The sequence below is a fragment of the Magnetospirillum sp. LM-5 genome (genome assembly GCF_902729445.1).
Taxonomy (GTDB): domain Bacteria; phylum Pseudomonadota; class Alphaproteobacteria; order Rhodospirillales; family Magnetospirillaceae; genus Magnetospirillum.
Genome location: NZ_CACVCE010000056.1, coordinates 48369 through 61723, shown reverse-complemented (window position 1 = coordinate 61723; position 13355 = coordinate 48369). Strand labels below are relative to the sequence as shown.

The following is a 13355-nucleotide window of genomic DNA, read 5'->3' as shown; positions in this document are numbered from 1 at the left end:
GGCCGTCCGGGCTAGGCTTGGCCCGACCTTCAAACAATTCCGGTTCGCGCCATGCCCACACCTGACGACATCACCCAATTGCTGCGGGCGGTCATCGACCCCGATGTCGGCATCAACATCGTTGATCTGGGCTTGGTGGAAAAGGTCGCCGTCGGGGATGGATTGGTGCGGGTCGATCTGATCATGACCAGTCCGGCCTGCCCGCAGACCGGCCACCTGCAAGACGAAGCCGCCCGGGTGATCGCCAAGGCCGGTTTCGAAGCACGGGTCACGGTGCTGGAGACCACTCTGTGGCAACCATCCCGGATGACCGAACTGGCCCGCAAAAGCCTGGGATGGGACGCATGAACCCGCCGCGCCTGCCGCTCTTGCTGATGGGGGCGATCTGCCTGCTGACCGGCATGGTGGCCGGACTGGGCCGCCTGGGCTTCGACATCCCGACTTCCATCGGCATCCACCTGCACGGCCCCTTGATGGTGTGCGGCTTCTTCGGCACCGTCATCGGTCTGGAACGCGCGGTCGCCCTGCAAAGGCCCTGGACCTTCGCCGCCCCCTTCGCCACCGGCGGCGGCGGCCTGCTGATGCTGGCCGGCCAGGAAGCACCCGGCGCGGTGATGCTGACCCTGGGGTCGTGGGTGTTTCTGGCCGGCGCGGTCAGCGTGGTCCGCCGCCAGCCCGAGCCCTTTACCCGTCTGATGGCCCTGGCCGCCCTGCTGTGGGGCGTCGGCAATCTGTTGTGGCTGGCAGGCAGCCCGGTGGCCGAGATCGTTCCGCTGTGGGCGTCGTTCCTGGTGCTGACCATCGCCGGCGAGCGGCTGGAATTGTCGCGCTTCCTGCCGCCGTCCCGCCTGCGTCTGCCGACCATGGTGGTGCCGGTGGCGCTGATCGGGGTGGCGGCGGCGGCGGCGGCCATGGGCTGGGGGCAGGCCTGGCTGCTGTTCGGGCTGGGGCTGGTGGCGCTGGTGGTCTGGTCGGCCATCAACGACGTCATCCGCCGCACCATCCGCCAGACCGGCCTGACCCGCTATGTCGCCATCTGCCTGGCCTCGGGCTATGGCTGGCTGGCGGTGGCGGGGATGGCGTTCCCCGCCCTGGCCGACGGGCTGGCGACACCTTTCTATGATTCCGCCCTGCATGCCCTGTTCGTCGGCTTCGTGTTCGCCATGGTGTTCGGCCACGCCCCGGTGATCCTGCCGGCGGTGTTGAAGGTGCGGCTGCCGTTCAAGCCCTATTTCTATGCTCCGTTGGCCCTGTTGCACGGATCGCTGCTGGCCCGTCTGGCCGGCGACTTCACCGCCAACGAGACCCTGCGCATGGCCGGAGGCTTGGCGAACGTGGCCGCCATTCTCATCTTCATGGTGACGGTGGTGTCCACCGTCCTGCGGGCGCGGAACCAGTAATCGATTCACTCGATTTCTATAAGAAATATTACGAGTTTCATCAATGAGATGAATTTCGATAGGGTCTCTCCATCAGCCGATCCCAAGGAGAGACCCCATGGCCGACAACAACACCTCGCCCACCATCAAGAACCTGGAAGCGGCCTTCGCCGGCGAATCCATGGCGAACCGCAAGTACCTCTATTTCGCCCGCCGGGCCCGCGAGCTGGGCGCCGTCGAGGTCGCCGAAGTGTTCGAGCGCACCGCCGAGCAGGAAACCGCGCACGCCTTCGGCCACCTGGAACTGCTCTATCCCAGTGACCAGCTGACGGTCGCCAAGATGCTGCAGCTGGCCATCGACGGCGAAACCTACGAGTACACCGAGATGTATCCGTCGTTCCGCCACATGGCCGTCCAGGAAGGCAACCAGGCCGCCGTGGCCGAGATCGACGAGCAGATCGCCGAATCGAAGGAACATGCCGAACGCTTCGCCAAGATCCTCGCCACCGCCTCCAAGCGCTTCGCCGCCCTGGCCAAGGTCGAGGAAAAGCACGCCAACCACTATCGCGAAACCCTGGCCGCCTTCGGCGCCAAGTAATCAGGAGGAACCCGCCATGAAGAAGTACGTCTGCATCGTCTGCAACTTCGTCTACGACCCCGCTTTGGGCATGCCCGAGGACGGCATCGCCCCGGGAACCGCCTTCGAGGACATCCCCGCCGACTGGTGCTGCCCGGAATGCGGCGTCTCGAAGGACGATTTCGAACCTCTGGAGGGATAGATCATGAACGCCGCCAATGCCAACAATGTGGTCGTGGTCGGCAGCGGGCTGGGGGGATACACCCTGGCCCGCGAGCTGAGAAAGAAGGACCCCGCAGTGTCGATCACCATCGTCACCGGCGACGGCGGCGAATCCTACGGCAAGCCGATGCTGTCCAACGCCTTGGCCCAAGGCAAGGACATCTTGGCCCTGGTCCAGAAATCGGCCGCCCAGATGGCGGCCGACCTGGGGGCCACATTGCTGACCCGCAGCTTCGTCCAGGCCATCGATCGCCAGGACAAGAAGATCACCGTCACCGGCCCCGACGGCCAGCCCCGCTTGCTGGCCTATGGCCGGCTGGTGCTGGCCATCGGCGCCGACCCCCGCCCCTATGCGGTCCCGGGCTCGGAAAATGTCCGCATCCACACCGTCAACGACCTTGACGATTACGCCGCCTGGCGCGACGGGCTGCGGCCCGGCCAGCGGATCTTGCTGGTGGGCGCGGGCCTGATCGGAGCCGAATTCGCCAATGACCTGGCCTTGGCCGGCATGGCGCCGACTATGGTGGATCCGTCACCATGGCCCTTGGGCCGGCTGCTGCCGCAGGAACTGGGGGCGGAAGTGGCGAAGGCGCTGGAAGGTGCCGGCATCACCTTGCGCCTGGGCCGCACCATCGCCCGCATCGAACCGGGTCTGGCCCATCTGGATGACGGCACCACCATCGCCTTCGACCGCGCGCTGTCGGCGATCGGCCTGGTTCCGCGCACCAATCTGGCCAGCGCCGCCGGACTTGCCATCGATAAGGGCATCGTCGTCGACCGCCGGATGGCCACCAGCGACCCGTCGATCTTCGCCATCGGCGATTGCGCCCAGACCGAAGCCGGCCCGCTGCCCTTCGTGCTGCCTTTGATGGCCCAGGCCCGCGCCCTGGCCGCCACCCTGGCCGGCACGCCCACCGATCTGACCCTGCCGGCCCTGCCGGTGGCGGTGAAGATTCCCGCCTTGCCGACGGTGGTGTGCCCGCCGCCCCCGGGAGTGTCAGGCGAGTGGCGGATCACCGGAACCGGCCCCGACCGCAAGGCGTTGTTCGTCGCCGCCGACGGACAGGCGGTCGGCTTCGCCCTGACCGGCAGCCATACCAGCGAACGCCAAGCCATGGCTCGGGACATGCCGGCCATCCTGGCGTAATCCATTGACGGGAAGATGGGGTCGACCGGGGTTCCGCAAGGGAACCCCGGTCGAGGCCAGCACCCCTATGGGGGGGGGAGGGGGGAGGAGCGCCGGCCGGTAGAAATGTCGTCTCGGCGTCATAAACGCCGGTCAAACCTAACTAGCATGGCGGATGCTGCATTGCAAACATGATGCGCACATCCATTTCGCTACATTAGCGAATATTCATATTGCTTGCAACCGCGGAATTCTGCGCCGATTGCGAGAGATCCATGTCAGCGTTGCAACAATGCGCAGGTGGAATGCGAAGACCGCATACCAACTTCCGCGTCATTCCGCCGAAATACACACTCCGTTTATGGTTAATCCACCCTCGCCGGCCGACACCCGCACGGTCTCGCCGTCTGCGACCTTGCCTTCCAGGATCAGGCTGGCCAACGGGTTCTGCAGCGAGCGCTGGATGACCCGCTTCAACGGTCGGGCGCCATAGACCGGATCATAGCCGGCCTCGGCCAGCCAATGCTCGGCCGCCGCGTCCAGTTCCAGGCTGATCTTGCGATCGGCCAGCAGCTTCCTGAGGCGGGCCGACTGGATCTTGACGATGCCGGTCATGTCGGCGCGCCCCAGGCGGTGGAACAGCAGCACCTCGTCCAGGCGGTTCAGGAATTCCGGCCGGAAGGCCTGGCGCACCACCTCCATCACCTCGGAGCGCACGGCGCCGGAATCCTCGCCTTCCGGCTGGTTGGCCAGGATGTCGGCGCCCAGGTTCGAGGTCAGCACGATCAAGGTGTTGCGGAAATCGACGGTGCGGCCCTGCCCGTCGGTCAGGCGGCCGTCGTCCAGGACCTGCAGCAGCACGTTGAAGACGTCGGGATGGGCCTTTTCCACCTCGTCGAACAAGATCACCTGATAGGGGCGCCGCCGCACCGCCTCGGTCAGCGCGCCGCCTTCCTCGTAGCCGACATAGCCGGGCGGCGCGCCGATCAGGCGGGCCACCGAATGCTTTTCCATGTATTCCGACATGTCCATGCGGACCATGGCGCTTTCGTCGTCGAACAGGAACTCGGCCAGGGCCTTGGTCAGCTCGGTCTTGCCGACGCCGGTCGGCCCCAGGAACAGGAACGAGCCGATCGGCCGATGGGGGTCCTGCAGGCCGGCGCGCGCGCGGCGCACCGCGTTGGACACCGCCACCAAGGCTTCCGACTGGCCGACCACCCGGGCCTTCAGCCGGGTTTCCATGCCCAACAGCTTCTCGCGTTCGCCGGCCAGCATCTTTTCCACCGGGATGCCGGTCCAGCGCGACACCACGCCGGCGATATGTTCCTCGGTCACCGCCTCGTTCAGCAGCTTGCCCTTGGCGCCGTCGGCCGCCGCCAACTGGCGTTCCAGCTCGGGGATCTCGCCGTACAGCAACTGGCCGGCCTTTTCGTAGCGGCCCTCGCGCTGGGCCTTTTCGGCTTCCAGGCGCTTTTGATCCAACACCTCCTTGATCTTGGTGGACGAGGCCAGCTGGTCCTTTTCCGCCCGCCAATCGCGGGTCATCTGGGCGCTTTCCTCTTCGATCCCGGCCAGTTCGATTTCCAGCTTTTCCAGGCGATCGCGACTGCCGGCATCGGATTCGCGCTTCAAGGCCTCACGCTCGATCTTCAGCTGGATGATGCGCCGGTCCAGTTCGTCCAGTTCCTCGGGCTTGGAATCGACCTCCATGCGCAGGCGGCTGGCCGATTCGTCCATCAGGTCGATGGCCTTGTCGGGAAGGAACCGGTCGGTGATATAGCGGTGGGACAGGGTCGCCGCCGCCACCAGGGCCGAATCGGTGATGCGCACGCCGTGATGCAACTCGTACTTTTCCTTGATGCCGCGCAGGATCGAGATGGTGTCCTCGACGGTCGGTTCCGACACGAAGACCGGCTGGAACCGGCGGGCCAGGGCCTGGTCCTTTTCGACGTGCTTCCGGTATTCGTTCAAGGTGGTGGCGCCGACGCAATGCAACTCGCCGCGTGCCAGGGCCGGCTTCAACAGGTTCGAGGCGTCCATCGCCCCTTCGGCGGCACCGGCGCCGACCAGGGTGTGCATCTCGTCGATGAACAAGATCACCTCGCCGCTTGAGGCCTGGATCTCGTTCAGCACCGCCTTCAGGCGTTCTTCGAACTCGCCGCGGAACTTGGCGCCGGCGATCAGCGAGCCCATGTCCAGGCTCATCAGCCGCTTCATCTTCAAGGGCTCGGGCACGTCGCCATTGACGATGCGCAAGGCCAGGCCCTCGACCACCGCGGTCTTGCCGACACCCGGCTCGCCGATCAGGACGGGATTGTTCTTGGTGCGCCGGCTTAGCACCTGGATGGTGCGGCGGATTTCCTCGTCGCGACCGATCACCGGGTCCAGTTTGCCCTCGCGCGCGGCGGCGGTCAGGTCGCGGGCGTATTTCTTCAAGGCGTCATAGCCGTCCTCGGCACTGGCCGAATTGGCCTTGCGGCCCTTGCGCAAATCCTCGATGGCGCGGTTCAGCCCTTGCGGCGAGACGCCCGCTTCCGACAGCACCCGGGCCGCCGGCGTGCCGGCGCCCAAGGTCAGGGCCAGCAGCAGACGCTCGGCGGTGACGAAGGAATCGCCGGCCTTGGTGGCCATTTGCTCGGCCTGCTCGAACACCCGGGCCAGTTCCTGCCCGAGATGGACGCCGCCGGCGCCGGGGCCTTCGACCTTGGGCTGCTTGTCCAGCTCGGCCTCGATCCCGGCCAGCGCCTTCTTGGCATCGCCGCCGGCCGCCTTGATCAGGTTGGCGGCCAGACCGTCCTTGTCGTCCAGCAGCACCTTGGCCAGATGCTCGGGCGTCAGCCGCTGGTGGCCACGGCGAAGCGCCAGGGTCTGGGCGTTCTGGACAAAGCCCTTGCAGCGCTCGGTGTAATTCTCGAAATCCATCTATTCCTCCGGCACGCGACGGACGCGACCGTGGCCCCACCCGGTGGCGGCCCCTGGCGTCCTCGACAGAACAGACAATGATGTAAGGGTCTTTGCGGCCTTCGCAATGGCCCGCTTCACCGGGCCAGGACTTGGTCGCAGATGGATTTGGTGTCCCAACTGGACCGGGTCCCCAGGCTGGCCTTGATGTCGGGCCACATGGTCTCGAAGGTCTGGCGCCCCAGGTCGCGCAGATGGACCAGGAAGTCCCAGGCCGGCGCGTCCTTCGAGGTGATGCCCATGGCCGAAAGGTCGGCATCGGCCTCGATCCGGTGCAGGTTGACGCGGCGAAGACCGGCCTCGGCCTTGACGTGGCCGGCATCGATCAAGTGGTTCAGGGTTTCGATGGCGTGGACCTCGTGGACCAGGCTGGCCGATTGGGTGATCTCGCTTAGGCGGTCCATGATCTGGCGCGGCCCCCTGGGCACGCCGTCCCGGTGCAAGGGCGACAGCGTCACCAGCAGCAGGTCGTCGCAGCCGACCGTGCGCATGTGATCGACCAGCGGGGCCAGCGGCGGATTGCCCATGACGCCGCCGTCCCAGTAATGGCGGCCATCGACCTTCACGCTTTGGGCCGCGGGCGCCGAGGCCGACGCCTTCAGGGCATCGGGCGAGACCGCGCCATCGACGAACAATTGGCGGCGACAATCCTCGATGTCGGTGGCGGCGACCATCACCGTCGGGATGCCCTTTTCCGGCCGGGCCAGGATCGCCGGCAGGTCGGGGAACACGGTCCGCATCACGCCCGCCAGATAATTGCCGATGCCGATATCCGGGGGCGCCAGACTGGCGGCGGCGACGTCGGCGAATCGGGCCGCCGGGCTTTCGTCGATGTTCCAGCTGGGCGACAGGCCGATGGTGGCGACGAACGGGTTGCCGCCCCAGAAGGCGGCCTGGGCCAGGGTGCCCCACAGATGCTCGATCTTGGCGCGCGCCGCCTCGGCCAGGCGCTTGTTGCGCGCCGCGGCGGGGCCGGAAAGCGCGGCCCCCTCATGCATGCCATAGGCGAGCGCGGTGGCGTTCAGCGCCCCGGCCGAGGCCCCCGACAGGCCGGCCAATTCGACCGAGCCCCTGGCGACTTCGGCCAGCAAGCCTTCCAGCACGCCCCAGGTGAACGCGCCATGCGCGCCGCCGCCCTGCAGCGCCAATGCGATCTGCCGTGCCATGATGGGGCCTCCCCTGATGATTTTTATGTGGGGAAAAGGCTACGCCAAGCCAGGGCGTTCGGCAATCGCCGCGAAATTCTGCTAAGGTCCGCCCATGTCGTCGATCCTGGCCGCGCTGGCCCCCATCTTCCTGTTGATCCTGCTGGGGCACCTGATCCGGCGCACCGGGTTCGTGGCCGAATCCTTCTGGGCCTCGGCCGAGAAGCTGACCTATTTCGTGCTGTTCCCTGCCCTTCTGGTCGCCAACCTGGCCGAGGCCCGGCTGGACGGCCTGCCGGTGGCCATGATCGCTGGGTCCCAGGCCGCCGCCATCCTGACCATGGCCGGCATGATCACCGGGGCCGCCGCCTTCGGCTGGCGCGCCGGGCTGGAGGATGCCGGTTTCAGTTCGCTGTTCCAGTCGATGATCCGTCCCAACACCTATGTCGGCTTCGCCGCCGCCGCCGGTCTTTACGGCGCCCACGGCGTGACGCTGACCGCCATCTGCGTCGCCATGGTGGTGCCGCTGGTCAACCTGATCTGCGTGCTGGCCCTGCTGCGTTGGACCGACAATTCCCAGGCACGGGGCTGGCGGCTGGTGCTGCCGGTGGTCAAGAACCCGCTGATCGCCGCCTGCCTGATCGGCATCGCCCTTAACATGACCGGCATCGGCCTGCCGCCGATCATCGGGCCGTTCCTGAAGATTCTGGGCCAGGCGGCCTTGGCCATCGGCCTGTTGGCGGTGGGCGCAGGACTTGAACCGGCGGCGGTCAGGAATGGCGGACTGGCCATGGGCTGGGCACTGGCCGGCAAGCTGGTCGGCATGCCGGCCCTGGCCGGGCTGATCGCCTGGGGATTGGGATTGCGCGGCACCGAACTGGCGGTGTCGGTGCTGTATGCCGGCCTGCCGGTGGCGCCCAACGCCTATGTGCTGGCCCGCCAGATGGGCGGCGACGCCAGGCTGGTGGCGGCGATGATCACCGCTTCCACCCTGGCGGCCGGCCTGACCCTGCCGGTGGCGGGCGTGGTGGCGCAATGGGCCGGGTCTGCTATAGTCGGGCCATGACCAAGCCGCACCGCCCCAAGAAGGTTCCCCTGCCGTCGAAGCAGGACGTCCTGGATTTCATCCGCTCGCAGCCCGGCCGCATCGGCAAGCGCGAACTGGCACGCGCCTTCAACCTGAAGGGCGCCGACAAGATCACCCTGAAGGCGATCTTGAAGGAACTCGAGCATGACGGCGCCGTCCAGCGCGGTGCCAAGAAGCGCTTCGCCCGTCCCGGCGCCCTGCCCGAGGTCGCGGTGGTCGAGATCACCGGCACCGACACCGACGGCGAATTGCTGGCCCGGATGGTCGGCTGGGACCAAGAGGGCCGCCCGCCCCGCATCTTCATCGCACCCTGGAGCCGGGGCGACCTGACCGTCGGTGTCGGCGACCGCGTGCTGGCCAAGCTGCGCCGCGTCAAGGACGACGCCTACGAAGGCAAGCCGATCCGCGTGGTGGGCGAGGCCAAGGCCCGGGTGCTGGGCGTGTTCGAGATGCTGCCCGACGGCACCGGCCGCATCCACCCGACGTCGCGCAAGGAAAAGGCCGATTATCTGGTGCCGCGCGGCGAATCGGCAGGTGCCGAGCCCGGCGAGCTGGTGCTGTGCGACCTGCTGCCCGGCCGCGTCTTCGGCCTTCGGCCGGTCACCGTCAAGGAGCGCCTGGGCCGGCTGGGCGAGCCCAAATCGGTGTCTTTGGTGGCCATTCACGCCAATGACATCCCCTTCGTCTTCCCGCCCGAGGCGGTGGCCCAGGCCGCCGCCGCCGGTCCGGCCGAGATGGCCCACCGGGTCGATCTGCGCGACATCCCCCTGGTCACCATCGACGGCGAGGACGCGCGCGATTTCGACGACGCGGTGTGGGCCGAGCCCGACACCGACCCGGCCAATCCTGGCGGCTGGCATTGCATCGTCGCCATCGCCGACGTGTCGTGGTACGTGCGGCCCGGCGACGCCCTGGACCGCGAGGCCTTCAAGCGCGGCAATTCGGTCTATTTCCCCGACCGCGTCGTGCCGATGCTGCCCGAGGAACTGTCCAACGGCTGGTGCTCGCTGAAGCCCGACGAAAATCGCGGCTGCCTGGCGGTGCATTTCTGGCTGGACAAGGACGGCCACAAGAAGCGCCACCGCTTCGTGCGCGCCATGATGCGGTCCGCCGCCCGGCTGACCTATGCCCAGGTCCAGGCCGCCCGCGACGGCACCACCGACGAACTGACCGGCCCGTTGCTGACCCCGGTGATCACGCCGCTTTACCAGGCCTGGGCGGCACTGCTGGCGGCGCGCCTGCGCCGCGGCGTGCTGGAACTCGACATCCCCGAGCGCAAGGTGGACATCGACGCAGCCGGCAAGGTGCGCTCGATTTCGCCCCGCCCGCGCTTCGACAGCCACCGTTTGATCGAAGATTTCATGATCCAGGCCAATGTCTGCGCGGCGGAAGAGTTGGAGCGGGTCAACAAGCCGTGCATGTACCGCATCCATGACCAGCCCAGCATCGAGAAGCTAGACGGCCTGCGCGAGTTCCTGAAGTCGATGGATCTCAGCCTGCCCAAGGGCCAGGGCGTCAAGCCGGGCCAGTTCAACCTGATCCTGGAAAAGGTCAAGGGCAGCGTCCACGAGGTTCTGGTCAACGAGGTGGTGCTGCGCAGCCAGGCCCAGGCGGTCTATAGCCCCGAGAATATCGGCCATTTCGGCCTGGGGCTGGCCCGCTACGCCCACTTCACCTCGCCGATCCGCCGCTATGCCGACCTTTTGGTCCACCGCGCCCTGGTGTCGGGGCTGAAGCTGGGCGATGGCGGCCTGCCGCCCGATTGCCTGCCCGAATTCCCCGGCTGGGGCGAGCATATTTCCGGCACCGAACGCCGCGCCGCCGCCGCCGAGCGCGAGGCGGTCGATCGCTACGTCACCGGCTTCCTGTCCGACCGGGTCGGCGCCACCTTCGCCGCCAAGGTCTCGGGCGTCACCCGCTTCGGCCTGTTCGTCACCCTGGCCGAGACCGGCGCCGACGGCATCATCCCCATCGCCCAGTTGCCCGACGATTACTGGCAGCACGACGAAGCCCGTCATTGCCTGGTCGGCAGCCGCACCCGCCGCGTCTGGCAATTGGGTCAGGCGCTGAATGTGGTGCTGACCGAGGCCAACACCCTGACCGGCAGCATGGTCTTCAAGATCGAGGGCGAAACGCCCCGGGGCTCGCGGCCTGCAAAAAGTCTGTACCGAGGCCGACGTCCCCGGTCATAATCCGCCCATCCTCAGCCTGGAAACACACCCCGTGCCCCACACCTCGCCCGCCCGCTGGTTTTCCGCCGCCCTGTTGGTGCTGGCAGGCGCCTGCGCGCCGGTCGGCCACCAGAAGGGGGGCAAGAGCGCGGTGGATTTCGGGGGCGCGGAACGAACCTTCGCCTTCGCCTACACCGCCATCGTCGAGCGTCATCTCGACGCGGTCAGCCCCGGTGCCATCGCCTTCGAAGGCATGCGCGGCCTGGGCAGCATCGACCCGGAAATCGGCATCACCCGTGACGGCGCCAAGGTGATGCTGACCGCGTCGGACCATGTGGTGGCCGAATATCCGGCGCCGGCCGAATCCGACACCAAGGGCTGGGCCCGGCTGACCGTCACCGCCACCTTGGACGCCCGCAACCTGTCCGACACCCTGCGAGCCGTCGATACCGAGCGGGTCTATGAAGCGGTGTTCGATTCGACATTGTCGAAGCTGGACGTCTTCTCGCGTTATGCCGGCGCCAAGGAAGCCCGCGAGCACAGGAACAGCCGCAGCGGCTTCGGCGGCATCGGCATCCGCTTCGACCTGGTCGATGGCGAGGCCGTGGTGTCCGAAGTGGTCGATGAAACCCCGGCCCAGGCCGCCGGCCTGATGCTGGACGACGTCATCACCCATGTCGATAACGAGCGGATCGCCGGCCTGTCCAAAGAAGAGATTTCCAGAAGGCTGCGCGGCCCGGTGGCCAGCCGGGTCACCGTCACGGTGCGGCGCGGCTTCAAGCCCATCGAGACCTCGATGGCCCGGGCGCTGATCGTCGCTCCGACAGTCTTCGCCACCTTGAAGGACGGTGTGGCCGAGTTTCGCATCACCAGCTTCAACCAGAAGACCGCCGCCAGCCTGACCGCGGAATTGACCGCCTTGCGCGCCGAAGCGGGCAATCAATTGAAGGGCGTCTTGCTGGACCTGCGCGGCAATCCCGGCGGGTTGCTGGATCAGGCGGTCACCGTCGCCGACCTGTTCATCGCCCAGGGGCCGCTGGTCTCGACCAAGGGCCGCCATCCCATGGCCAGCCAATCCTATGAAGCCCGCCCCGGCGATATCGGCGAGGATCTGGCCGTGGTCGTTCTGGTCGATGGCAAGGCCGCCTCGGCCGCCGAGATCGTCGCCGCCGCGCTGCAAGATGCCGGCCGCGCGGTGTTGATCGGCACCAATTCCTACGGCAAGGGCTCGGTGCAGACGGTGATCAACCTGCCCAATGACGGCGAGATGACCTTGACCTGGTCGCGGTTCCACGCCCCATCGGGCTATGCCCTGCACGGGCTGGGGGTGTTGCCGGCCTTGTGCACCAATCCGGCCGGCGGCCTGGCACGGTCGGAAGAGGCGCTGGCGGCCAATCTGGCGCAGTGGCGTGCCACCGGCCTGGACGATTCGGACGGCCGCAGGCGCCTGCGCGCGCTTTGCATGGCCGAATCGCGAAGCGAGGCCGGGGGCGATCTGGCTGCCGCGGAACGGTTGCTGGGCGACCATGCCCTGATGGGCCGCCTGCTGGCGCTGTCGTCCCCGGTCGATGCTTCGATACTGGCGCATCACCCCAGCCGCTGATTCCTCACTGATCCGCAGGAGCGCAGCCCCGTTCCGCAACTACAGGGCGCAAACACCTCCCTCAATGCGATAGTCATCGAACAAACGACTCACCGGTCCGATAGTTCAGGCGAAAGGCCAATGCTTATGCACGCCATTGAGCGTCAAAAGCACACCACCGATCACTAAGCGCAGATTGCATACATTGGGGCGTGGCGTATTATTTATTTGCATGCAACTGATGGATTTTTGCATACTCCTTTGTGCACAATCTTCGCCTCTTGCGATCGGGACATCCGGTTTGACGGTTCTTGACGACTTCCTCGCCGCCCTCGATTCGGCGACTACGACTGACGACCTGCACCGGCAGGCCGAACAGGTCACACGCCAGCTGGGTTTCGAGGGCTACACCTATCATCTGTATCGGCCCGGGCAGGGAAGCCTTATCTATGTCGGCGACTGGAAGTCAGAGTGGGTTGAGCGCTATGACCAGATGGGCTATGCCGACATCGACCCGGTAGTCGAGCGGGTGTTGCAGTCGGTGACGCCGTTCAAATGGGCGGATACCGTTATCCACCGCGACGTCGGCGCACCCGAGCGCGCGGTGCTCAATGAGGCTCGTGCTTTCGGCATGAAGGCAGGGGCCGAGTTTCCCATCCACGAACACGGCCTGGGTGGAGCAACGTTCTCGGTTTTTTCCAATTCCGAAGCGGAGTTCCAGCAAAGCTGGCAACTCCACCGCCACACCCTGCATGTGTTCTGCCTTTATTTTCACGAGCGCTATTGCGCCTTGATGCAGGCGCACGAGGCCGACGAACTCCCGGCCGTGTCCAAGCGCGAACGCGAGTGCCTTGTCTGGACCAGTCGAGGTAAGACCGCATGGGAAATCGGCGAGATCTTGCACATCTCGGAACGAACGGTGAAGGAACACCTGGATTCGGCGAGCCGCAAACTCGGTTCGTTCTCCAAGCACCATGCCGTGGTCAAGGCCATCCTTGGTCGTATCATCCTTCCGTAAACCCGCTTTCGCCATTGCCATGACCGCCTGACGTCGCTATACGCGACGCAGGCCCGTATATCATCTATCATTGGGCGCAAACACCCG

11 protein-coding genes are annotated in these 13355 nt (G+C 66.5%); 9 read left to right on the top strand and 2 right to left on the bottom strand.

Annotated elements, in window-relative coordinates:
- Positions 1 to 51: 51 nt before the first annotated feature.
- The 5 genes from MTBLM5_RS15635 to MTBLM5_RS15615 all read left to right on the top strand — a co-directional run bounded on the left by MTBLM5_RS15635 (position 52) and on the right by MTBLM5_RS15615 (position 3325).
- Positions 52 to 348 carry a metal-sulfur cluster assembly factor gene (locus tag MTBLM5_RS15635; protein WP_173976992.1) on the top strand — a complete coding sequence of 99 codons (297 nt, stop codon included), beginning with the start codon at positions 52 to 54 and terminating at the stop codon, positions 346 to 348.
- Positions 345 to 1400, top strand: a complete 1056-nt coding sequence (locus MTBLM5_RS15630; protein WP_173976991.1) for a hypothetical protein — start codon at positions 345 to 347, stop codon at positions 1398 to 1400. The genes MTBLM5_RS15635 and MTBLM5_RS15630 overlap by 4 nt, the downstream gene beginning before the upstream one ends.
- A gap of 97 nt (positions 1401 to 1497) precedes the next feature.
- On the top strand, positions 1498 to 1977 hold the full coding sequence (locus tag MTBLM5_RS15625) for a rubrerythrin family protein (RefSeq protein WP_173976990.1): 480 nt from the start codon (positions 1498 to 1500) through the stop codon (positions 1975 to 1977).
- 16 nt (positions 1978 to 1993) lie between these two features.
- Positions 1994 to 2158, top strand: coding sequence for a rubredoxin (rd, locus tag MTBLM5_RS15620; protein ID WP_068502128.1), 165 nt, complete (start codon positions 1994 to 1996; stop codon positions 2156 to 2158).
- 3 nt (positions 2159 to 2161) lie between these two features.
- Complete coding sequence (locus tag MTBLM5_RS15615) at positions 2162 to 3325, top strand: NAD(P)/FAD-dependent oxidoreductase (RefSeq protein ID WP_254431086.1); 1164 nt, start codon at positions 2162 to 2164, stop codon at positions 3323 to 3325.
- A gap of 312 nt (positions 3326 to 3637) precedes the next feature.
- On the opposite strand, the gene clpB is transcribed toward MTBLM5_RS15615, so the two are convergent.
- Positions 3638 to 6226: an ATP-dependent chaperone ClpB gene (clpB, locus tag MTBLM5_RS15610; protein ID WP_173976989.1), complete on the bottom strand. Its 2589-nt coding sequence runs from the start codon at positions 6224 to 6226 to the stop codon at positions 3638 to 3640.
- A gap of 116 nt (positions 6227 to 6342) precedes the next feature.
- Positions 6343 to 7431, bottom strand: coding sequence for a patatin-like phospholipase family protein (locus MTBLM5_RS15605; RefSeq protein WP_173976988.1), 1089 nt, complete (start codon positions 7429 to 7431; stop codon positions 6343 to 6345).
- A gap of 94 nt (positions 7432 to 7525) precedes the next feature.
- On the opposite strand from MTBLM5_RS15605, the gene MTBLM5_RS15600 reads away from it, so the two are divergent.
- From MTBLM5_RS15600 to MTBLM5_RS15585, 4 genes are all read left to right on the top strand, one after another.
- A complete protein-coding gene (locus tag MTBLM5_RS15600; protein ID WP_173976987.1) occupies positions 7526 to 8476 on the top strand; it encodes an AEC family transporter in 951 nt (316 codons plus the stop codon).
- A complete protein-coding gene (rnr, locus tag MTBLM5_RS15595; protein ID WP_173976986.1) occupies positions 8473 to 10689 on the top strand; it encodes a ribonuclease R in 2217 nt (738 codons plus the stop codon). The genes MTBLM5_RS15600 and rnr overlap by 4 nt, the downstream gene beginning before the upstream one ends.
- 31 nt (positions 10690 to 10720) lie before the next feature.
- Positions 10721 to 12271 carry a S41 family peptidase gene (locus tag MTBLM5_RS15590; RefSeq protein ID WP_173976985.1) on the top strand — a complete coding sequence of 517 codons (1551 nt, stop codon included), beginning with the start codon at positions 10721 to 10723 and terminating at the stop codon, positions 12269 to 12271.
- Positions 12272 to 12551: 280 nt separating this feature from the next.
- A complete protein-coding gene (locus MTBLM5_RS15585) occupies positions 12552 to 13268 on the top strand; it encodes a LuxR family transcriptional regulator (RefSeq protein WP_173976984.1) in 717 nt (238 codons plus the stop codon).
- The last annotated feature ends 87 nt before the right edge of the window (positions 13269 to 13355 follow it).

Excerpts from the sequence above, each read along its gene's own strand:
- MTBLM5_RS15635 (WP_173976992.1), top strand. The coding sequence starts at position 52 with ATGCCCACACCTGACGACATCACCCAATTGCTGCGGGCGGTCATCGAC.
- MTBLM5_RS15630 (WP_173976991.1), top strand. The coding sequence starts at position 345 with ATGAACCCGCCGCGCCTGCCGCTCTTGCTGATGGGGGCGATCTGCCTG.
- MTBLM5_RS15625 (WP_173976990.1), top strand. The coding sequence starts at position 1,498 with ATGGCCGACAACAACACCTCGCCCACCATCAAGAACCTGGAAGCGGCC.
- rd (WP_068502128.1), top strand. The coding sequence starts at position 1,994 with ATGAAGAAGTACGTCTGCATCGTCTGCAACTTCGTCTACGACCCCGCT.
- MTBLM5_RS15615 (WP_254431086.1), top strand. The coding sequence starts at position 2,162 with ATGAACGCCGCCAATGCCAACAATGTGGTCGTGGTCGGCAGCGGGCTG.
- clpB (WP_173976989.1), bottom strand. The coding sequence starts at position 6,226 with ATGGATTTCGAGAATTACACCGAGCGCTGCAAGGGCTTTGTCCAGAAC.
- MTBLM5_RS15605 (WP_173976988.1), bottom strand. The coding sequence starts at position 7,431 with ATGGCACGGCAGATCGCATTGGCGCTGCAGGGCGGCGGCGCGCATGGC.
- MTBLM5_RS15600 (WP_173976987.1), top strand. The coding sequence starts at position 7,526 with ATGTCGTCGATCCTGGCCGCGCTGGCCCCCATCTTCCTGTTGATCCTG.
- rnr (WP_173976986.1), top strand. The coding sequence starts at position 8,473 with ATGACCAAGCCGCACCGCCCCAAGAAGGTTCCCCTGCCGTCGAAGCAG.